This is a genomic window from Micromonospora sp. SYSU B005, assembly GCF_055362685.1.
The window spans coordinates 318667-338191 of record NZ_JAXCFU010000007.1 but is presented as its reverse complement, the minus strand read 5'-3'; the positions used below and the strand labels follow the sequence as shown (position 1 = coordinate 338191).

The following is a 19525-nucleotide window of genomic DNA, read 5'->3' as shown; positions in this document are numbered from 1 at the left end:
CATGCGCTGCCTCAAGCGCTACATCGTCCGCGAGGTCCACACCGCCCTCCTCGCTGACTTCACCACCCTCAACACCCCTTGACTTCTATAGGAGCATCCGGGGACACGCACAGGGGCGGGGGCGGCCGGATCGGCCGCCCCCGCTCGTGTGTGACTGCTAGCTGGCGTACGTCTCGAACTCGCCGACCCTCGGCGTACCGCCGGAGCTGTTGATCTTGAAGTTGATCTTCTTCAGCGAGGTCGCGCCGAAGGTGATCTGGCCGGCCCCGCTGCCGGAGGCGAGCACCGCGCCGGTGTCGTTGTTGACGAGCTGCCAGGACCCGATCGAGCCCGAGGTGCCGGACGGCTCGCGGATGACCACGCGGGACACGGTAGTGGCCGAGCCCCACTTGATCGAGACGGTGCCGGTCGACCCGGACGGCGACCAGTAGGTGCTCAGGTTGCCGTCGCGCACGTTGCCGTAGCTGGTGCCGTCGGCCTTGCTGGACCCGTCCGCGCCGGCGCCGGAGACGAGGCTCAGGTTGGTCCCACCGGACGGCGGCGGGGTGGTCGTCCCCGGCGGCGGCGTGGTGGGGGCGGGCGTGGTCGGCCCCGGCGTGGTCGGCGCCGGCGACTGCGGCGTGCAGTTGCCGTCGGACACCCGCAGGCCGGTATTGGCGCCCGCAGTCTGCCGCACGATGTCCGGCACACAGCTCGCCGCGTCGAGCCGGTACGAGTACGGGACGCTCACGGTGGTCGTCGAGGTCACGTTCGGCCCCGCCGGGTAGTTGTCGCTGCCCGGCGAGGACCAGGTCACGTTGTCGAAGGTGTTGCCGCTGACCTGCCAGGTGCCGCGCTCGCTGGTGTAGAACGTGCCGAGCACGTCCTTGGAGTTGCGGAAGTAGTTGCTGTCCACCTTGGCCCGCGCCCCGGCCCGGGAGTTGATGCCCGACTCGTGCAGCCCGTTGTAGTGGTTGTTGAACATGTGGGCGATGCCGCCGCGCAGCAGCGGCGTACGGGAGTCGATGTTCTCGTACAGGTTGTGCTCGAACGTGATGTAGCCGTTGCCGCGGTCGCTCTCACTCGATCCGATCAGGCCACCCCGGCCGGAGTTGCGCAGGATGCTGTACGACAGCGTCACGTACTGGGTGTCGTCCTTCATGTCGAACAGGCCGTCGTAGCCCTCCGACTCCCCGCCGGACGCCTCCAGCGTGACGTGGTCGACCCACACGTTGCGGACGCTGCTCTCCATGCCGATCGCGTCGCCGCCGTTGGAGGTGGGTGAGCCCGACTTCTTGACGTTGCGCACCGTCACGTTCCGGATGATGATGTTGCGCGAGTCGCGGATGTGGATGCCGAGCTGGTCGAAGACGGCGCCGCTGCCCACGCCGATGATGGTGACGTTGCTGATCTGCTTCAGCTCGATCACGCCGTCCGCGGTGTTGCAGCTCGATCCGGAGACCTTGCTGGTGTTGCCGTGGTTGATGGTCCCGGTCACCTCGATGGTGATCGGGGTGCTGCTGCTGGCCCGGCCGCAGAGCGCGGCGTGGATGGCGGTGCCGGTGGTGGCGCGTACGGTCTGCCCGCCCGCGCCGCCGGTGGTGCCGCCGTTCTGGGTGGCGTAGCCGGTGGCGCTGCCGGCCGCCGCCGACGCCTGCGGGGACGGCAGCACCACGGCGACGGCGATACCGACGACCGCCGTGGCCAGTGCCGCGTGGAGTCGCAGCGCGACTGTTCTTCTCATGTCGCCTCATTCCTTTTTCGAGCATGCGGGAATTGCCGCCGAGCAGCGGCAGTCACCGAATGGGAATAATGCGGAGCCGCGACGCGATCAGGCGCGCCGCCAGCGAATGTGGTTCATCTGCGATGCCCGGCCCGCACATGAAACATCGATGTAACGCAATCGTATGAAAGCGCTTTCCAAGAAGGCAAGAGCTGGCGTTTGCAGGTTTTTTGCACTACTCCGGGCGGCCGGAGGCCGCGGACGCCTCCTTGACGGGACGTGCGATCGGTGGTTGCCTGCACCTCACCCCGGAGATTGATGTTCGTCTACCTCCCGCCCCCACGAGGAGCGCCATGACCCATCCCCGCAGGACCCCGCTGGCCGCGGTCACCGGCGCGCTCGCCGCCGTCCTGGCCGTCTCCCCGGCGGCCGCCGCACCCCCGGCGGAACCCGCCGCCACCGGCAACGCGTGGACCGCCGACCTCACCGTCGTCGACGCCGACGACGTCGACGTCCGCTGGACGGACGCCGGGCTGCGCCTCGCCGGCACGGCGAGCCGCCCGGCCGCCCAGCGCCGGCAGACGGCCGGGGGCATGCTCGTCACCGCGCCCCACCCGCTCGCCGCGCCGGCCAACCGGGTCCGGGCCGACGTCGACGCGACCACCGGCACCGGCGCCGTCGAGGTGGCGGCACGCGGCTGGCGATCGGGCGCGTGGACCGAGTGGCGGTCCGTCTCCGGCGCGGCCGTCTTCGACCAGCCGGTCACCCGGGTGCAGATCCGGGTGGCCCTCACCGCCGAGCGGCCGTCCACCGCGCCCACCGTGCGCGGGGTCCGGCTCGTCGCCGACTCGGTCGCCGCCGTCACGGCCGCCACCCCGGGCCTCACCTACCGGGTGTACGCCACCCGCGAGGGCCTGGTCGGCGGCACCACCGCCAACGGGCACGTGATCGTCTCGCGGGACCACTTCGTCGCGCTGCCGTCGGCCCGCGGGCTCGCGCCGAAGAACACCGGCGACTACACCGTCCGGGTCTGCACCACCACCCGAAGCCGCTGCGAGTACGCGCCGGTCTGGGACATCGGACCGTGGAACACCAGGGACGACTACTGGAACCCGAGCGGTGTCCGGGAGTCGTGGAAGGACCTGCCGCAGGGCCGGCCCGAGGCGCAGGCCGCGTACCAGAGCGGCTACAACGGCGGCCGGGACCAGTTCGGGCGCGTGGTTGGCAGCCCGGCCGGCATCGACCTCGCCGACGGCACGTTCTGGGACGGTCTGCTGCTCACCGACAACGCCTGGGTCGACGTCGCCTACCTCTGGACCGGCACCGGCACCCGGGGCCGGATCGGCAGCGGCCCGCTCAACATCCGCTCCGGTCCGAGCACGAGCAACCCCGTCGTCGGCCTGGCCGCCACGTACGCCAACGTGCCGATCGAGTGCTCGGTCACCGGCCAGTCGGTCAGCGGCCCGTACCGGACCACCAGCCAGTGGAACCGCCTCGCGTCAGGACACTTCGTCAGCCACGCGTACGTCTCCAGCGTGACGGGCACGATCGCGCCCTGCTGAGGACGACCCGCCCGGGGCGTGCGCCGGCACCGCGCCGCCCCGGGTGCGCTGGATGAGCACGACGCAGGCCAGCACCGCGCCCGCCACCACCAGCGCGCCGGGCGTGACCGCCTCCCCGAGCAGCACCGCCGACCAGATCAGCGTGAGCACCGGCTGGACGAGCTGGATCTGCCCCACCTTGGCGATGCCGCCCCGGGCCAGCCCGGCGTACCAGGCGAAGAAGCCCAGGAACATCGACACCACTGTGAGGTAGCCGAACCCGGTCCAGGCGACGACGCCGCCCCGCGGCGGGTGGACGAGTGCGGCCACCGCCGTGACCGGCACGGTGACCGGGAGCGACAGCAGCAACGCCCAGCAGATCGTCCGGGCACCGCCGAGTTCGCGGGCCAGCCGGCCGCCCTCGGCGTACCCGAGTCCGCAGAGCACCACGGCGGCGAGCAGGAACAGGTCGGCGGCCGACAGCGCGCCGCGCATCGAGCCGCTCGCGGCGAGGAACGCGAGCACCAGCGCCAGGCCGGCGGCACCGGCGAGCCAGAACAGCGGCGGCGGCCGTTCACCGGCGCGGAGCACCGCGAACACGGCGGTCATGGCGGGCAGCACGGTGACGACCACGGCGCCGTGCGCTGATGTCTGTGTGGTGAGCGCGAGCGAGGTGAACAGCGGGAAGCCGACCACGACGCCGAGCGCGACGATCGACAGCCGTCGCCACTGGTCCCGGGTGGGGCGCGGCGCACCGGTCAGCCGCAGGTAGGCCCACGCGAGCAGCGCCGCGCCGACCGCCCGTCCGAACGCGACGAACCAGGGGTCGAGTGTGTGCACCGCGACGCGGGTGGCCGGCAGCGACATGCTGAAGGCCAGTACGCCCAGCGCGCCGAGGGCGATCCCGGCGCCCGGTCTCACCGTTACCGTCGTCGGGGCAGTAGCGCTACTCTGTTCCGTCATGAACGATGGTAGCGCTATCGACCGTGTGGTCCGGCATCTGGGTGCGCTGGCGGCGGACGCCGCGCCCGGCACACGGCTGCCGTCGGTACGGGAGCTGACCGCGCACCATCACGTCTCCCCCGTCACGGTCGCCGAGGCGACCCGGCGGCTCGTCGCGGACGGCTTGGTCGAGACACGTCCGGGCCGCGGCGCGTACGTGGCGGCCCGCCGAGCCGACCCACCGCGGGCGGACCTGTCGTGGCAGACAGTCGCGCTCGGCTCGCGGCGGGGCGGCGAGGAGGAGATGCAGGCGCTGCTGGCGCTACCGCCGTCGGGCGCGATCCCGCTGACCGGCGGCTACCTGGACCCGGACCTCCAGCCGGCCGCCGCGCTCGGTGCGGCGCTCGCCCGGGCGTCCCGGCAGCCCGCCGCGTGGCAGCGCGGCCCGGTCGAGGGACGCGCCGACCTGCGCGCCTGGTTCGCCCGCGAGGCGGGTGGCGGCCTGCGCGCCGAGGACATGGTGATCTGCCCGGGCGGGCAGGCCGCGCTCTCCTCCACGCTGCGGGCGCTCACCGTCCCCGGCGACACGGTCCTGGTCGAGTCCCCCACCTACCTGGGCGCGCTCGCCGCCGCGCGCGCCGCCGGGCTGCGGGTGGTGCCCGTCCCTGCCGACACCGACGGGGTACGCCCCGACCAGCTCGCCGCCGCGTTCGCCCGTACCGGCGCCCGCCTGTTCTACTGCCAGCCCTTGTACGCCAACCCGCACGGCGCGACCCTGTCCGCCGCCCGGCGTGGCGAGGTGGCGGAGGCGGTGCGCGAGGCCGGGGCGTTCCTGGTCGAGGACGACTACGCCCGCGACCTCGCCATCGACGGCGAGGCCCCGCCGCCACTGGCCGCCGACGACCCGGACGGACACGTCGTCTACCTGCGCTCGCTGACCAAGTCCACAGCACCCGGCCTGCGGATCGCCGCGATCGGCGCGCGAGGGCCGGCCGGGGCGCGCCTGCGCGCCACCCGCCTGCTCGACGACCTCTTCGTGGCCGGGCCGCTGCAACAGGCCACAGTCGAATTCCTCAGCGCGCCGGCCTGGGACCGGCACCGCCGCAGCCTGCGCGTACAGCTGCGCGCCCGCCGGGAGGCGCTGCTCGCCGCGCTGGACCGGCACCTGCCGTCGCTGACCCCGCGCGCCGTCCCCCGCGGTGGCCTGCACCTGTGGGTACGCCTGCCCGACAACACCGACGACGTAGCGGTGACCACTGCGGCCGCGGCAGCGGGGGTGACCGTCTTCCCCGGCCGCCCCTGGTACGCGGCAGAACCCCCCGCCCCCCACCTGCGCCTGACGTACGCCGCCGCCCGGCCCGACCAGATGGACGAGGCCATCCGCCGCCTCTCCACAGCCCTCCCGTCCTGACCGCGGCGACTCACACCTCCGTCGATCTTGGACTTGTGGTGCCACATCTTGCCGGCTTCGCCCAACTATCGAAGGTGCCACAACTCCAAGATCGGCGTTCGGCTCGGCCGCCCCCACGTCCCCCGCCCCGCCCCACGCCCGCGATCTTGCAGTTTGGCGCCCCTCATACCAGGAGTAATCCGGCATCACGGGGGTCGAAAGTGCAAGATCGCGGGGTGGAAAGGGCGGGGCGGGGGCGGAGGTCAGTTACGCGTGATGGCGAAGGTTGTTGTGGTGTTCTTGATGTCCTGGGCGTTGTCGGTCAGGTGGAGGTTGGTGAACGTCGCCGCGCCGACCGCGGGGCCCTGACCTGCCTCGGGCATCTCGTTGACCCAGATGCCGAAGCCGGACTTCGCGTCGAACGCGTCACCGCTGCGCCGCGCCCCCGAGATCGACACGTTCGTCAGCACCGTGTCGGTGATCGGGTTCTCCGGCTGGCTGCCGTTGTACTTGGTCTGGAACATGATCCCCGAGTACGTGAGCTGGTCGGCGATGTAGAGGTTGCGGAACACGTTGTCGTAGCCGCCGTACACCGCCACCCCCGCCGCCCGCCAGGTCAGCGTGGCGGTCAGGTTCTCGAACATGTTGCCGTGGTTGCCGCCGGAGCCGCCCTCGCCCTCGCGCTGGTGACACACGACGCGACCCCCGCCGGACGGGTCGGCGGGGGTCGCGGTGCGGGTGGATCAGGCCTCGGTGAGCTGGCCGCGCAGCTTGGTCAGGGCGCGGGCGAGCAGCCGGGACACGTGCATCTGGGAGACACCGACGCGGGCGGCGATCTCGCTCTGGGTCAGGTTGCCGTAGAAGCGCAGCGTGAGGATCTTCTGCTCGCGCTCGTCGAGCGTGGCGAGCGCCGGGCCGAGCGAGGCGCGCAGCTCGGCCAGCTCGTACTCGTTGTCCTCGGTGCCGAGCGTGTCGCCCAGCTCGGTGGCGCTGTCGCCGTCGCCGATCGGGGTGGACAGCGACACCGCGTTGTACGCGCGGGCGCCCTCCAGGCCCTCCAGCACCTCTTCCTCGGTGACGTCGAGGTGGGCGGCGATGTCGGCGACGGTCGGGGCCCGGTTGAGCGTCTGGGTCAGCGTGCTGTTCGCCTCGGAGATGCGCAGCCGCAGCTCCTGGAGGCGACGCGGCACCCGGATGTTCCAGGTGCGGTCGCGGAAGTGCCGCTTGATCTCGCCGAGGATCGTCGGGATGGCGAAGCCGGCGAAGTCGACGCCGCGCGAGGCGTCGAACCGGTCGACCGCCTTGATCAGGCCGAGCGCGGCGGTCTGGGCCAGGTCGCCGGCCGGCTCGCCGCGGCCGCTGTAGCGGGCGGCCAGGTGGTTCGCCAGCGGCAGCCACGCCTCGATGACCTGGTTGCGGAGGGCGGCCCGCTGCGGGTGGTCGGCGGGCAGTGCGGCGAGCGCCGCGATCAGCTCGCTGGCGCGGGTCTCCTCACCGGTCTGCGGCGCGCGGTGCACCTCGGTGGCGGTCGTTCCCATGGTCATCGTGGTCATGCTGCCCTTCCTGTCCTCGGAGAACGGGTGGCCTCCCACACCGGTCGTGCCAGCCACACTAGACCAAAGGTCACCACCAAATCAACCGAACGGACGATGGAGATTTAGCCTCATATCCGGACAAAGCGGCGCCGCGGGCCATCATCGGGGTAGCAGCGGCCGGTAGTCGGCGGCGGTGAGCGGCAGCGCGGAGAGGCTCCCGTCCGCGCGGGGCACCTCCAGCGGCTGCCCGTCCCGGCGGAACGCGACGCTGTACACGTCCGGCCGTTGAGTGAGGCTGCACACGATCTGCCCGAAGGCGAGCACCTCGTCGTTGCGGCCGGTCTCCTCCCCCGCCTGACGCACGTCGACTGTCGCCAGCGTGCCGGCCAGCGTCGCACCGGCCACCGCCACAGTGCCCGGCAGCGCCGTGGCCAGCCCCTGACGGCGCTCGCCGCCGTCCGGCCCGGCCAGCAGGTGCTGTAGGTGCGCGTCCACGCCGGGCAGCCCGTCCACCCGGCGCGTGACCACGACCAGCCCGTCGTCGCGGACGAAGCAGAACGGCTCGTCCACCCGCCCGTCCCCGTCGGCGGTCGAGGACACCGTGGGGGTCGGGAACGCCCCCGGCGGCGTCTGCACCAGGCGGGGCTCGTCGTCCACCGGCACCCCGCAGCCGGCCAGCAGCACGACCACGAGCAGGCCCGGCAGGAGCCGCCGGCGGCTCATCGCAGCGCCCCGGGCAGCTCGACCCGGAACCGGGCGCCGGGCTCGCGGTCCAGCACCGCGGCCGTACCGCCGTGCGCGGCGGCGTGCTGCGCCACCAGCGCGAGCCCGAGGCCGGTGCCGTCGGTGCCGGCCCGGTCGTGCGCCGCCCGCCCCCTGACGAACCGGTCGAAGATGATCTCGCGGTCGCCGGGTGGCACGCCCGGACCGGCGTCGTCGACCTCCAGCACGCCCACGCCGTCGCGCCCGGTGAGGCGTACCGCGACCGGCCCGCCCCCGTACCGCTCGGCGTTCTCCAGCAGGTTCAGCAGCGTCTGGGCGAACCGGCGCCGGTCGACCCACCACAGGCGCGGGGCGTCGCCGTCGACTGTCACCAGGCTCTCCGGCAGCGACCGCTCCCGGCAGGCCGTCCGGGCCAGCTCCACCACGTCGACCGTCTCGCGGTGGGCCGGCTGCTCGGTGCGGGCCAGTTGAATGAGGTCGTCGACCAGGCGCTGGAACCGGGTCACCTCGTCGGCGACCAGGCCCGCCGCCGTCGCGGTGCGTTCGTCCTGGTGCTCCCGGCGGCGGTTGAGCACGCTCGCGGCGGCAGCCAGGGTCTGCAACGGCGAGCGCAGTTCGTGGCTCACGTCGGCGGCGAAGCGCCGGTCCCGCTCGATGCGGTGCACCAGCTTGTCGACCATCTCGTTGAACGAGCTGGACAGGCGGGTGAGATCGGGATCGGTGGTCGAGTCGAGCCGGGTCGCGAAGTCGCCCGCGGCGATCCGTTCCGCCGCGTCGGCGACCGCGGTGAGCGGCCGCAGGCTGTGCCGGGTGGCGTACCAGCCGAGCGCCGCGCCCGCGCCGGCGACCATGATCGCCACGGCGATCAGCGCCAGGCCCACCACCTGGAACGTCTCCTCGACCTCCCGCAGCGAGGTCAGCTCGTAGTAGCCGAGCGCGCCGGGCAGCGGCACGCCGACCAGCAGCGCGGGCTGCCCGTCGAGCCGGATCCGCTGGACCGCCGGCTTGCCGTCGGCCACCATCCGCTGCAACTCCACCGGCACCGAGCGGGCCCCCACGTCGGCGGTCCGGGCGTACCAGCCGTCGGGCAGGTGCAGCAGCGGACGGCGGGCGCTGCCGGTGTCGAGCGAGCGCAGCACGGCCACCACGTCCGGGGTGCCGGTGTCCAGGCCGGAGCGGACCACCGCGGCGTCGTAGTAGGCGGCCCGGACCGCGGTGCGCTCCCGCTCGTCGAGCAGCGAGCGCCGGGTCAGGTCGTACGAGAAGAGGGCCATCAGCGCCGACAGCAGCAACGCGCCGACGGCGAACGCCGCGGTGACCCGGGCGCGCAGGCCGGGCCGGGTCATCGCTGGAGCTTGTAGCCGAGGCCGCGCAGGGTGACCAGGTGGCGCGGGTTGGCCGGGTCGGTTTCGATCTTCTGCCGCAGCCGGCCCACGTGCACGTCGACGAGCCGCTCGTCGCCGGTCTCGTAGCCCCAGACCCGGCTGAGCAGCTGCTGGCGCGACAGGACCCGGCCGGCGTGCTCGGCCAGCTCGCAGAGCAGCCGGAACTCGGTGCGGGTGACCGCCACCGGCCGGCCCGAGCGCCGCACCTCGCCGGCTTCGGCGCTGATCTCCAGGTCGCCGAAGAACTGGGCGGGCACCGGCCCGGCCACCGTGCGGACGCGCCGGCGCAGCGCCCGCAGCCGGGCGGACAGCTCCTTGATCGCGACCGGCTTCACCACGTAGTCGTCGGCGCCGGCCTCCAGCGCGGCGACGATGTCGTGGGTGTCGTCGCGGGCGCTGATCACCACGACCGGTACGTCGTCGTCGCGGCGCAGCTGACGGATGCAGTCGAACCCGTTCATGCCGGGCAGCATGAGGTCGACGAGCACGTAGTCCGCCGGCTTCTCCCGCTGCCGGCGCAGCCCGTCCTCGGCGGTCGGCGCGCCGTCGGCCTCGTAGCCCTCCTCCTCCAGGGCGAGCTGCAGCGCGAGCCGGATGCGGTCGTCGTCCTCGATCACCAGTACGGCCGTCATATGGGCATCATGACCGGCCCGGCACTGGTCGCCCAATCGCGTGGGCCGTTCGTGGTTTTTGTCATCGAACCGTCACACAACCGTCCGGTGACCTCCAAGATCCCTGCGCAGAGTGGGGACTGACCCGATCCCGTCACGGAAGCGACCCGATGCCTGCCAGCCTGCCGTCCCCGCCGGAGTCCGCCGTGCCGCACGTGCGCGTGGACATCACCGACGAGCTGGACCCCGCCGGGCTGTCCGAGGTCGCCCACGTGCTGGACCGCATCCTCGCGCTACGGCCCCGCGAGCTGACCGTCGACCTCGCCGGGTGCCGGCATGTGGACCCCGCCGCCGTCGCGCTGCTGCTGGACGTGCACCGCCGGCTGGCGCGGCAGGGCGGCCTGCTCACGCTGAGCAATCCACATCCACGGATCCGGCGCATCCTGGAGAACTCCGGGCTCGGTGCCGTACCCGTCGTCGACACGCCCCGTCCGGCCGCGCGCGGCCGGGCCCGGGTCGCGTCCGCATCTCGCTGAGGAGGAGTGGTGACCGGCAGCACGCTCGTCGGAGCGCTCGTGGTGGGTCTGGCCGTCGGCGGGCTGGGACGCCTCGTCCTGCCGGGGCGCAAGGCCGTCCCGGTGTGGCTGACACTCGCGCTCGGCGTGGCGTCCGCGCTGCTCGGCGCGATCGTGGTCGGCCTGGTGGACCACCGCACCGACGGATCGCCGGTGCTGCCGCTGATGGTGCAGACCGGCTTCGCCGCCGTGGCGGTCGTGCTGGCGGTGGTCGCCGCGGGCCGGCCGGAGCCGGAGGGCCAGACGCCGCCCGGTGCGGGCGGCGGCCGGCGGAAGGAGGAGGTGTGACTGTCGTACCCGCGGACCACCTGATGATGCTCATCTGCGACGGCTGCGGCGACAGCGTCACCAGCACCGGCGCCACGCTGCCCGACGCCGAGGTGGTGTGGACGCTCGTGTTCGAGCACGACTGGGTCGGCTCCCCGTTCGCGTCCGGACCCCACCACTGCCCCCGGTGCAGCACCCGGGCGGTCATCGCCGACGACGGCCTGGGCATGGACGACCTGGAACAGGTCGCCGGCACCCCTGCAGCGCACGACGTCGACCCGGCCACCGCGGTCCGCCGTGCCCTCGCCGAGCGCTCCCGCCGCGAGGACATGGAGCTGGTCGACCTGTCCGGCCTGGAGGTGATCGACTCCGCCGGGCTCAGCCTGCTGGTGCGCGCGCACCAGGACGCGCGGCGCGACGGCCGGCAACTGTGCCTGCTGTCGCCGTCGCGGTTCGTGCTCACCGTGCTGCACACCATGCGGCTCGACGGCGTCTTCACCGTCGTCGACGGCCGCGCCCCGGCGCCGGGCCCCGCAACCCGGCGACCGGTCCTGACCGAACAGAAGGAGCCCTCCCCGTGGTGATGCCCTGGCCGTACCCCGAGTTTCCGTACACCGGCGGCGGACCGGAGCCCGACGACGCGGACACCCGGCTCGCGTCGCTCGTCGCGCAGCGGCTCAGCGCCGACTGGACCACCCGCCGGCAGCAGATCACCGTTACCGTGCAGAACCGGGTGGTGATCCTCGCCGGCCTGGTGGCCGACCCGGAGACCCGCCTGGTCGCCGCCGAGCTGGCCTGGGACGTGCCGGGTGTGTTCGACGTCTGCAACGCGCTGCGGCTCTACGGCGGGCGGCGCGGCGGCCGCTGAGCCGCGGCTGTTGCACGCATCGGCGTCCACCTCTACGCTCGGCCCTGGGAGCGCTCCCCCAGGCCGCCGCGTCGGGCTTTCCGGGCAGGTTCACGACGGGCACCGTCCGATCACCATCAAGCGATGGGACCTTCCCGCATGTTCTCGATTCCCCGCCCGTCCCGGCGGCACCTGCTCGCCGGCGGCGCGGTCGGCGCGCTCGCCCTGGCGGCGGTGGCCGTGCTGCCGTCACCGAACGCGATGGCGGCGACCGGCTGCGCCGTCACCTACACCACCAACTCCTGGCCCGGCGGCTTCACCGCGAACGTGGCGGTGCGCAACCTCGGCGATCCGGTGAGCAACTGGACGCTGGGCTTCACCTTCCCCGACGGCGGCCAGCGCGTGGTGCAGGGCTGGTCGGCCACCTGGCAGCAGAGCGGCTCGGCGGTCACCGCGCGCAGCCTGGACTACAACGGCACGCTCGGCACCGGCGCGAGCACCACGGTCGGCTTCAACGGCTCGTGGACCGGGTCGAACCCGAACCCCACGTCGTTCACGCTCAACGGCACGGTCTGCACCGGCGGCACGAGCACCCCGCCGCCCGCGACCACGCCGCCGCCGACCACTCCCCCGCCGACCACCCCGCCACCCACCACCACCCCGCCGCCGACCGGCACCACGCCGGTGGCGATCAACGGCCAGCTCCAGGTGTGCGGCGTCAACCTCTGCAACCAGTACGGGCGGCCGATCCAGCTGCGCGGCATGAGCACGCACGGGTTGCAGTGGTTCGCCAACTGCTACACCGACGCCTCGCTGGACGTGCTCGCCAACGAGTGGCGGTCCGACCTGCTGCGCGTCTCGATGTACGTGCAGGAGCAGGGCTACGAGACCAACCCGGCCGGATTCACCGCCCAGGTGAACACGCTCGTGGACAAGGCCGAGGCGCGGGGCATGTACGCGCTGATCGACTTCCACACGCTGACCCCCGGCGACCCGATGTACAACCTGGACCGGGCCAAGACCTTCTTCGCCACCGTGTCGGCGCGCAACGCGGCGAAGAAGAACGTGATCTACGAGATCACCAACGAGCCCAACGGGGTGAGCTGGTCGACCATCCGCAACTACGCCGAGCAGGTCATCCCGGTGATCCGGGCCAACGACCCGGACGCGGTGGTCATCGTCGGCACCCGCGGCTGGTCCTCCCTGGGCGTGTCCGACGGCAGCAACTCCGACGAGGTCGTGAACAACCCGGTGCGGGCGCAGAACATCATGTACACGTTCCACTTCTACGCCGCGTCGCACAAGGACAACTACCGCAACGAGGTGCAGCGGGCGGCGAGCCGGCTCCCGCTGTTCGTCACCGAGTTCGGCACCGTCACCTACACCGGTGACGGCGCCGTCGACACCGCCAGCAGCAACGCCTGGCTCGACCTGCTCGACCGGCTGAAGATCAGCTACGCCAACTGGACGTTCTCCGACGCCCCCGAGGGCTCGGCGGCGCTCCGGCCGGGCACCTGCGCGTCCGGCTCGTTCAGCGGGACGTCGGTGCTCACCGAGTCCGGCGCGTACATGCGCGACCGGATCCGTACCGCCGACGACTTCCCCACCTCCTGACCGGGCGGCCGGCGGCGGTCCTTTCCCCTTCGGGTCGCCGCCGGTCAGCCCTCCACCAGCCCGGCCCGGCGCCACAGCACCAGGCCCGGCCCGGCGACCAGGCCCAGGTCGGTCAGGTGGTCGGCGATCCGCTGCGCGGACCAGCGCAGCGTGGCCCGCCAGTGCGGGTTCGTACGCGCCGCGGCCCGCCCGGCCGCCGGTTCGATCCCGACCGCCGCGTACGCCCGCGGGTGCACCAGGCGCCGCGTGATCGAGTACGCGGCCCGGCCGATCACCAGCCGCGCGTACGCGAGTGCCACCGGCCCGGCGGCCTCGACCTGGCGGGTCAGCTCGTCGCGGGCGAAGCGGACGTGCCGGGCCTCCTCGACCACGTGGATGCGCGACACCATCCGGATCAGCGGCTGCAACGACTCGTCGGCCATGATCTCGCGCTGGAACGAGTCGAGGATCTCCTCGGCGATGAGGATGGCCGCGTACATCTGCGGGCCGGTCGCTGTGGACTTGAGCCATCGCCCGAGCAGGTGGTCGAACGGCTCGGCGCGGTAGACCGGCGCGCCGGTGGCCTCGATGAGCCGACCGAACATGACGGAGTGCCGGCACTCGTCGGCGACCTCGGTGAGCGCGTACTGGGCGTGCCGGCTGGTCGGATCGGCGTCGTAGTACTGCCGGATCAGCATCTGCATGAGGATCGTCTCGAACCAGATTCCGGCGGCGGCGGCGCTCGCGACCTCGTGCTTGGTCAGCTCGACCCGCTGGTCCTCGGTCAGTCCGTCCCACAGGGAGGTGCCGTAGAGGCTGCTGCGCTCCGGCGGCAGCCAGTACGCGCCGGGCACCGGCGGCGCCGACCAGTCGATGTCCACCATGGGGTCGTAGCTGGTGCGCACCGAGGCGGAGAGCAGGCGGTCGGCGACCGCCTCGCGCGGGAATCCGGCCATGACCCCTCCATATTGACGTAACTTCGAGTAACTGTTACGAGTGGTAGCATGCGACGGACCACCACCGATGTCAATGGCCCCGACGCCCCCCGGGAGCCGGCCGCACCCCGCTCCGGCGGGCGGCGCGACCGCTGGGCCGACCACCGTGAACAGCGGCGGCAGGAACTGATCGCGGCCGCCGTGCAGGCGCTGCTGCAGCACGGCCCGAGCGTCGACATGGACCAGGTCGCCGCCACCGCCGGGGTCAGCAAACCGGTGCTCTACCGCTACTTCGCCGACAAGGCGCAGCTCTGGCTGGCGGTCAGCGAGGTGGTCGCGGCGCGCGTGGTCGCCGCCATCGCCCCCGCCGTGGAGCAGGTACGCGAGGAGCGCGCGCTGGTCGAGGCGACCATCGACGCGTACCTGAGCGTGGTCGAGTACGAGCCGTCGCTCTACCGGTTCCTCGTGCACGAGTCCGGGCACCCCGGCATCCAGCAGGTGGTGACAGGCACCAGCCGGCAGGTCGCGACCGGGCTGGCCCGGGTCATCGGCGACCGGCTGCGCGCGCTCGGCCTCGACGCCGGCCCGGCCGAGCCGTGGGCGTACGGGCTGGTCGGGTTCGTGCAGGCGGTCGGCGACTGGTGGACCACGCACGGGCAGCCGATCCACCGGGCCGCGCTCACCGAATACCTGACCACGCTGCTGTGGAGCGGCATCGAGGGGGTCCGCCGGGGCGCGGACCTGCCACCGGAGCTGACCCGCGCGCACGAACGGATCGACAGGTGACCTGGGAGGGCACGGCCCAGATCGCCGGCACCACGGTACGGCTGCACGGCGGCGGGCGGTTCGAGCCGGTCGACGGCCGCTACCACTGGGCCGGGCGGGTCGAGCCGGAACCGCGCCTGGTCCGGCTGCTGCGCTCCGGCCGCCGCGACGTGGAGGTCCGGATCGGCGAACGGGTCACCCGGGCCCGGCTGGCCGAGGTGGACCCGTGGGGCGGCGTCCGCATCACCGGCGTCGGCACGCCACCCTGGCCGCCGGACGACGAGTGATCCGCGCCGTACCGTGAAGGGATGACGTCTCCCGCCACCGTGCTGCTGGTCTTCGGCCGTGGGGTGGTGGCCGGCGACGACGGCTACCGGCTCACCGCGGAGAGCGTCGCGCGCACCGAGGCCGCGGTGGCCTACGTCCGCGCGCACGCCGAGGCGTTCCGCCGCGCGCCGGACGCCCGGGTGGTGTTCACCGGCGGCTGGCCGCACGGCCCGACCGGCGCGCCCGGCCCGCCCGCCGGCTACCGGGAGGCGGAGCTGATGCGGGCGCTGGCGCGCGAGGCCGGGCTCGACGCGTACGCCCGGTCGGCGGCCGAGACCCGCTCCCGCACCACGCTGCAGAACCTGGCGCACACCGTCCAGGACGGACTGCTGGGCGCGGCGGAGTTCACCGCGCGGCGCCCGCTCGGGCTGGTCTCCCACCCGTGGCACCTGCCCCGCGTCCGCCTGCTCGCCGCGCGCGTGCTCGGCCTGTCCGGCCCGGCGCTGGCCGACGTGCCGGTGACCGCGCCCGATCCGGTGCCCGTCCGGCGGGAGCGGGCCGCCCGGGCGTTGAGCCGGATCGGCTTCCTCGGTGTGCGTACCCCGGAGGCGTCGCTGCGCCGCGAGCGCGCGCTGACCCGCGCGGCCGAGCGGATCGGACGCCTCACGCCCCGGCGGTGATTCACCGCCGCGCGCCCGGGGTACGAGCGTCCTCGATCGACCCGGCGGACCGTGCCGGCGGGCGAGTCCACCCGGGAGGTTCCGTGATCGTGCTCGTGCCGGTGTACCGACCGGGTGACCGGCTGCCACCGCTGGTCGGCGACCTGCGGGACGCCCTGCCCGGGGCGGACGTGCTCGTCGTCGACGACGGCAGCGGCCCGGCCGCCGCCGGGGTGCTGGACGCGGCCCGCGCCCGGGGCGCGACAGTGCTGCGCCGCCGGGTCAACCGGGGCAAGGGCGTGGTGCTGCGCACCGGCTTCCGGTACGCCTCGACGCACCACCCGGGACGCGACGTGGTCTGTGTGGACGCCGACGGCCAGCACGGTGTGCCCGACGTGTGCGCCGTGGCGGACCGGATGCGCGTCACCGGAGCGCCGACGCTCGGCGTCCGCGAGTTCGACGGTGAGGTCCCGGCGCGCAGCCGGTTCGGCAACGCGGCGACCCGGGTGGCGTTCCGGCTGGCGACCGGCCGGGACGTGCGCGACACCCAGACCGGGCTGCGCGCCTACCCGGCCGCGCTGCTCGGCTGGCTCACCACGATCCCTGGTGACCGCTTCGAGTACGAGATGACGGTGCTGCTGCGGCTGGTCCGCGCCGGGCTGCCGGTCGTGCAGGTGGAGATCGCCACCCGCTACCACGGCGACAACTCGGGTTCGCACTTCTCCGCGCTCGCCGACTCGGTACGGATCTACCGGCCGCTGGCCGCCTCCGCGCTCGCCCGCCTGGCCGGGCGCGCCGAGGTGGACGACGTGCCGGCCGCCGCCGTCACGACGTCGCGTCCCACACCTGCGTCTCGAACTCCCTGAGCTGGTCGCGCGGCGACGGCGGGCTCAGCCCTGCCGGGCCTTCTGCCGCCGGTCGGACTTGTTGAGGACGAACAGCTTGCCCCGGCGCCGGACCACGATCGAGTCGGCCTTGCGCTTGAGCGCGCGCAGGGAGCTTCGGACCTTCATATCCGCTCCTTCGGTTCCCGCCGGTGTCCGTCCGGCACGGGTACCCGCCGCCGGTGCGGTCATGCCCGGCCGCGCCCGCCCCGGTCGGGACGGGCGCGGCCGGGATGCCGCCACGACCCCGCTCAGGAGGTCGTGCAGGCGCTGCCGTTGAGCGTGAACGAGGCGGGCCTACCGGTGTTGCCGGTGTGGGTGGCCTGGAAGCCGATGTCCACCGAGCCGCCCGGCGGGATCGACGCGTTGTAGGACACGTTGCGGGCGGTCACCGCCCCGCTGGACGGGCTGTACGTGGCGTTCCAGCCTCCGGTGATCGTCTGACCACTCGGCAGCGTGAACGCGAGGTTCCAGCCGTTGATCGCCGTGGTGGACGTGTTGGTGACGGTCACCGCGGCGGTCAGGCCGTTGTTCCAGGCGTTCACCACGTACCCGACCCGGCAGGCCCCCGACGGCGGCGGCGTGGTCGGTGGCGCCGTCGTGGGCGGAGGCGTGGTGGGCGGGGGCGTGGTGGGCGGCGGGGTCGTCGGCGGCGGCGTGGTGGGCGGCGCGGTGGTCGGCGGCGGCGTGGTGGAGTCCAGGCCGAAGAAGCGGATCGCCTGGGCCGCGTCCACCGGCAGGTTGTGCGTGACGCCCTGCATGCTGATCGCCTCGACGGTCGCGGTGCCGCCGGTGCCGCCGTAGCGGGTACGGGTGTAGCCGGCCTGCGGGCTGTCCGTGTACGCGGGCGTCTGGCTCAGCCCGTTCACGTTCGTCCACTGGTCGATCTGCTCGCCGAAGTTCGGGTAGCGCAGCGTCTCGTCGTTGGTGCCGTGCCAGATCTGCATCCGCGGGCGCGGGCCGGTGTAGCCCGGGTACGCGTTGCGCACCAGGTCACCCCACTGCTGCGGGGTCTTCAGCACCTGGCCGTTGGCGCACTCGCTGTTCCACTCCGAGCCGTTCGTGGTGGCGAAGCAGCCGAACGGCACGCCGGCGAACGCGGCGCCGGCCCGGAACACGTCCGGGTAGTCGCCGAGCAGCACGTTCGTCATCATCGCGCCGGACGAGGTGCCGGTGGTGAAGATCCGCTGCGAGTCGACCGGGTAGCGCTGCCGCACGTAGTCCACCATCGACTTGATGCCCACCGGGTCGCTGCCGCCGTCGCGGCGCAGCGCCTGCGGCGAGGACACGTCGAAGCACTTGCTGCTGCGGGTCACCGACGGGTAGACCACGATGTAGCCGTACCGGTCGGCGAGCGATGCGAACTGGGTGCCGGAGTACATGGCCGGGCCACTGCCGGTGCAGTAGTGGTTGACCACCAGCAGCCCGGGACGGGCCGCCACGGTGTCCGGGACGTACAGGTACATGCGCAGGTTGCTCGGGTTGGCGCCGAAGTTCGTCACCTCGGTCAGCGCGGCGGCCGAGGCCGGCCCGGGGACGGCGAGCGCCGCTCCGACGGCGAGCCCGGCGGCGGCGAGCGCCGCGCCGAGCAGCCGGAGTCTGCTCATTCTGGACAGCATGCTGTTCTCCTCGGTGGTGGGAACGCCGCACGGGGCGGCGTCCTCGCCGGCGAGGCGCCTGCGACGGGCGGCCCGGACCCTCGGAGACGAGATAGACAGTCGCGGATCGATGCGACTCGAATCGGAGTCTAGGCTCCGCCCGGCGGGCCGACAACCACCGCGGCCACCCGGCGGGCGCGGTCCGCGTGGGTGAGCACGTCCACGCTGTCCACGTACTGGTCCACCGCACCCACCGGCGGCCGGTCGCGCAGTTCCGGGTCGGTGATCGCGACGCGCAGCGTCTCGACGAACCGGCCGGCGTGCAGCACCAGGAACGGCCGGTCGTGGAACGGCCGCGCGGCCGGGTCCACCGGCGGCGCCAGCGCCGCGTCGTTCGTCCAGCCGGCGACCGTCTCCAGCGCCCGGACCAGGCCGGGCTGCCGGGCCGGCCAGTCACCCGGGCCGAGTGCTGCGGCGAGCCCGTCCACCACCGGCGCCGCGCCCGGCAGCGCCGCGAACACCGTGCCGAGCCATTTCGCGTACGGGGGCCAGCGCCGGTGCAGCAGCAGGCCGAGACGCATCAGATCCCGGGCCAGTCCGGCGACCACGACCCGGCTGCCCAGATCGTCGCCGACCTCGGCGCAGCGGCCGGCCAGGTGCTCGGCCTGCGCGACCCGCTGCCACCCGGCGGCCAGCACGTGCCGCCACACGTCGTCCGGATACCAGGCGAGCCGGGAGCGGACGGCGGTGAGCGCGCCGTCGAGCCCGTCGTGGAACACCGCTCCCCCGGTCAGCTCCGCCAGCCGCTGCGTCGGCGTCGCCAGCCAGTCCGCCGTCGTCAGGCCGGCGCGCGGGTCGGCGCCGAGCCGCTCCCGCAGCCATCCGCCCAGCTCGTCCACCGTCACGCCGTGCCGGTCGCCGTCGGCGTGGACCGTGCCGAGCCGCACCGCCGGGCCGCCCGCGTACCGGGTCGGCCAGCCGAGGAACCGCGCCGGCAACTCCGCGTCCAGCGCCGCCCGTACCGGCGCCACGTCGTGCGCGCCGCCCACGAAGACCTGGGTGCGCGGACCCCAGTCGTGGTCGGTGGAGCGGGGCGTGTCGAGGCCGAGCAGCTCGGAACCGCCGTCGAGCAGTCCGGCGGAGTACGGCAGGCCGGGCAGCCGCCGCGCCAGCAGCGGACCCACCACCTCGTCGTGGAACCGGCGGGCCAGGGTCAGGCCGGGTACGAAGCTCACTCCGCCAGTCTGCTCATGCCACGCCCGTCGCGCGCCCGGGTTTCCGCCTCCGGTGGTCGCCTCCCCCATCG

General features: G+C 73.5%; 21 protein-coding genes and 1 pseudogene. 11 read left to right on the top strand and 11 right to left on the bottom strand.

The genetic code is table 11. The features are described from left to right. Positions 1–157: 157 nt before the first annotated feature. A complete protein-coding gene (locus SM452_RS18890) occupies positions 158–1723 on the bottom strand; it encodes a pectate lyase family protein (RefSeq protein WP_357208777.1) in 1566 nt (521 codons plus the stop codon). 332 nt (positions 1724–2055) lie between these two features. Between SM452_RS18890 and SM452_RS18885 the strand changes: the two genes are divergently transcribed. Then, positions 2056–3264 (top strand): hypothetical protein, encoded by a 1209-nt coding sequence (locus SM452_RS18885; protein ID WP_463840385.1) that lies wholly within the window; start codon positions 2056–2058, stop codon positions 3262–3264. Here SM452_RS18885 and SM452_RS18880 read toward each other — a convergent pair. Continuing rightward, entirely contained in the window at positions 3202–4164 is a 963-nt protein-coding gene (locus SM452_RS18880; RefSeq protein WP_262016276.1) for a DMT family transporter, read from the bottom strand. The two genes, SM452_RS18885 and SM452_RS18880, sit on opposite strands and share 63 nt — an antisense overlap. Positions 4165–4204: 40 nt before the next feature. Here SM452_RS18880 and SM452_RS18875 point away from each other — a divergent pair, with 40 nt between their 5' ends. Next, on the top strand, positions 4205–5596 hold the full coding sequence (locus SM452_RS18875) for an aminotransferase-like domain-containing protein (RefSeq protein WP_463840384.1): 1392 nt from the start codon (positions 4205–4207) through the stop codon (positions 5594–5596). A gap of 242 nt (positions 5597–5838) precedes the next feature. Here the strand turns inward: SM452_RS18875 and SM452_RS18870 are convergent. From SM452_RS18870 to SM452_RS18850, 5 genes and pseudogenes are all read right to left on the bottom strand, one after another. Next, positions 5839–6249, bottom strand: a pseudogene (locus SM452_RS18870) (hypothetical protein); the annotation flags it as partial. A gap of 69 nt (positions 6250–6318) precedes the next feature. Continuing rightward, positions 6319–7128: a SigB/SigF/SigG family RNA polymerase sigma factor gene (locus SM452_RS18865; RefSeq protein WP_410054975.1), complete on the bottom strand. Its 810-nt coding sequence runs from the start codon at positions 7126–7128 to the stop codon at positions 6319–6321. A 141-nt stretch (positions 7129–7269) separates the two neighbouring features. After that, the gene (locus SM452_RS18860) at positions 7270–7833 is read right to left on the bottom strand and encodes a GerMN domain-containing protein (RefSeq protein WP_262016274.1); all 564 of its coding nucleotides are present in this window, start codon (positions 7831–7833) and stop codon (positions 7270–7272) included. Then, positions 7830–9179 (bottom strand): sensor histidine kinase, encoded by a 1350-nt coding sequence (locus SM452_RS18855; protein WP_262016273.1) that lies wholly within the window; start codon positions 9177–9179, stop codon positions 7830–7832. The genes SM452_RS18860 and SM452_RS18855 overlap by 4 nt, the downstream gene beginning before the upstream one ends. Continuing rightward, complete coding sequence (locus tag SM452_RS18850) at positions 9176–9850, bottom strand: response regulator transcription factor (protein ID WP_262016272.1); 675 nt, start codon at positions 9848–9850, stop codon at positions 9176–9178. The genes SM452_RS18855 and SM452_RS18850 overlap by 4 nt, the downstream gene beginning before the upstream one ends. A gap of 149 nt (positions 9851–9999) precedes the next feature. On the opposite strand from SM452_RS18850, the gene SM452_RS18845 reads away from it, so the two are divergent. The 5 genes from SM452_RS18845 (at position 10000) to SM452_RS18825 (ending at position 13132) form a co-directional block, all read left to right on the top strand. Further along, the gene (locus SM452_RS18845; protein WP_262016271.1) at positions 10000–10365 is read left to right on the top strand and encodes an STAS domain-containing protein; all 366 of its coding nucleotides are present in this window, start codon (positions 10000–10002) and stop codon (positions 10363–10365) included. A gap of 9 nt (positions 10366–10374) precedes the next feature. Then, entirely contained in the window at positions 10375–10692 is a 318-nt protein-coding gene (locus SM452_RS18840) for a GlsB/YeaQ/YmgE family stress response membrane protein (protein WP_262016270.1), read from the top strand. After that, positions 10689–11255, top strand: a complete 567-nt coding sequence (locus SM452_RS18835; RefSeq protein ID WP_262016269.1) for an STAS domain-containing protein — start codon at positions 10689–10691, stop codon at positions 11253–11255. Before SM452_RS18840 ends, SM452_RS18835 begins: the two co-directional genes overlap by 4 nt. Further along, positions 11249–11539, top strand: a complete 291-nt coding sequence (locus SM452_RS18830; protein ID WP_013476931.1) for a BON domain-containing protein — start codon at positions 11249–11251, stop codon at positions 11537–11539. Before SM452_RS18835 ends, SM452_RS18830 begins: the two co-directional genes overlap by 7 nt. Before the next feature lie 138 nt (positions 11540–11677). After that, positions 11678–13132: a cellulase family glycosylhydrolase gene (locus SM452_RS18825; RefSeq protein ID WP_463840393.1), complete on the top strand. Its 1455-nt coding sequence runs from the start codon at positions 11678–11680 to the stop codon at positions 13130–13132. 44 nt (positions 13133–13176) lie between these two features. Here SM452_RS18825 and SM452_RS18820 read toward each other — a convergent pair whose 3' ends face one another. Next, complete coding sequence (locus SM452_RS18820; protein WP_463840383.1) at positions 13177–14067, bottom strand: AurF N-oxygenase family protein; 891 nt, start codon at positions 14065–14067, stop codon at positions 13177–13179. 48 nt (positions 14068–14115) lie between these two features. Here SM452_RS18820 and SM452_RS18815 point away from each other — a divergent pair, with 48 nt between their 5' ends. From SM452_RS18815 to SM452_RS18800, 4 genes are all read left to right on the top strand, one after another. Further along, on the top strand, positions 14116–14832 hold the full coding sequence (locus tag SM452_RS18815) for a TetR family transcriptional regulator (RefSeq protein ID WP_135239979.1): 717 nt from the start codon (positions 14116–14118) through the stop codon (positions 14830–14832). Further along, entirely contained in the window at positions 14829–15098 is a 270-nt protein-coding gene (locus SM452_RS18810) for a DUF4873 domain-containing protein (protein WP_013476935.1), read from the top strand. Before SM452_RS18815 ends, SM452_RS18810 begins: the two co-directional genes overlap by 4 nt. A gap of 21 nt (positions 15099–15119) precedes the next feature. Next, the gene (locus SM452_RS18805; protein ID WP_463840382.1) at positions 15120–15758 is read left to right on the top strand and encodes a YdcF family protein; all 639 of its coding nucleotides are present in this window, start codon (positions 15120–15122) and stop codon (positions 15756–15758) included. A gap of 83 nt (positions 15759–15841) precedes the next feature. Then, positions 15842–16603, top strand: a complete 762-nt coding sequence (locus tag SM452_RS18800; RefSeq protein ID WP_463840381.1) for a glycosyltransferase family 2 protein — start codon at positions 15842–15844, stop codon at positions 16601–16603. Between the two features lie 24 nt (positions 16604–16627). On the opposite strand, the gene SM452_RS18795 is transcribed toward SM452_RS18800, so the two are convergent. The 3 genes from SM452_RS18795 to SM452_RS18785 all read right to left on the bottom strand — a co-directional run bounded on the left by SM452_RS18795 (position 16628) and on the right by SM452_RS18785 (position 19454). Further along, complete coding sequence (locus SM452_RS18795) at positions 16628–16750, bottom strand: ribosomal protein bL36 (RefSeq protein ID WP_043324353.1); 123 nt, start codon at positions 16748–16750, stop codon at positions 16628–16630. A 122-nt stretch (positions 16751–16872) separates the two neighbouring features. After that, on the bottom strand, positions 16873–18240 hold the full coding sequence (locus SM452_RS18790) for an extracellular catalytic domain type 1 short-chain-length polyhydroxyalkanoate depolymerase (RefSeq protein WP_355512554.1): 1368 nt from the start codon (positions 18238–18240) through the stop codon (positions 16873–16875). A 128-nt stretch (positions 18241–18368) separates the two neighbouring features. Then, positions 18369–19454 (bottom strand): DUF4037 domain-containing protein, encoded by a 1086-nt coding sequence (locus SM452_RS18785; protein WP_355512556.1) that lies wholly within the window; start codon positions 19452–19454, stop codon positions 18369–18371. Positions 19455–19525 lie beyond the last annotated feature (71 nt).

Coding starts and splice junctions, on each gene's coding strand:
- SM452_RS18860 (WP_262016274.1), bottom strand. CDS start 7,833: ATGAGCCGCCGGCGGCTCCTGCCGGGCCTGCTCGTGGTCGTGCTGCTG.
- SM452_RS18885 (WP_463840385.1), top strand. CDS start 2,056: ATGACCCATCCCCGCAGGACCCCGCTGGCCGCGGTCACCGGCGCGCTC.
- SM452_RS18865 (WP_410054975.1), bottom strand. CDS start 7,128: ATGACCACGATGACCATGGGAACGACCGCCACCGAGGTGCACCGCGCG.
- SM452_RS18890 (WP_357208777.1), bottom strand. CDS start 1,723: ATGAGAAGAACAGTCGCGCTGCGACTCCACGCGGCACTGGCCACGGCG.
- SM452_RS18820 (WP_463840383.1), bottom strand. CDS start 14,067: ATGGCCGGATTCCCGCGCGAGGCGGTCGCCGACCGCCTGCTCTCCGCC.
- SM452_RS18855 (WP_262016273.1), bottom strand. CDS start 9,179: ATGACCCGGCCCGGCCTGCGCGCCCGGGTCACCGCGGCGTTCGCCGTC.
- SM452_RS18795 (WP_043324353.1), bottom strand. CDS start 16,750: ATGAAGGTCCGAAGCTCCCTGCGCGCGCTCAAGCGCAAGGCCGACTCG.
- SM452_RS18790 (WP_355512554.1), bottom strand. CDS start 18,240: ATGCTGTCCAGAATGAGCAGACTCCGGCTGCTCGGCGCGGCGCTCGCC.
- SM452_RS18815 (WP_135239979.1), top strand. CDS start 14,116: ATGCGACGGACCACCACCGATGTCAATGGCCCCGACGCCCCCCGGGAG.
- SM452_RS18825 (WP_463840393.1), top strand. CDS start 11,678: ATGTTCTCGATTCCCCGCCCGTCCCGGCGGCACCTGCTCGCCGGCGGC.
- SM452_RS18875 (WP_463840384.1), top strand. CDS start 4,205: ATGAACGATGGTAGCGCTATCGACCGTGTGGTCCGGCATCTGGGTGCG.
- SM452_RS18845 (WP_262016271.1), top strand. CDS start 10,000: ATGCCTGCCAGCCTGCCGTCCCCGCCGGAGTCCGCCGTGCCGCACGTG.
- SM452_RS18805 (WP_463840382.1), top strand. CDS start 15,120: ATGACGTCTCCCGCCACCGTGCTGCTGGTCTTCGGCCGTGGGGTGGTG.
- SM452_RS18850 (WP_262016272.1), bottom strand. CDS start 9,850: ATGACGGCCGTACTGGTGATCGAGGACGACGACCGCATCCGGCTCGCG.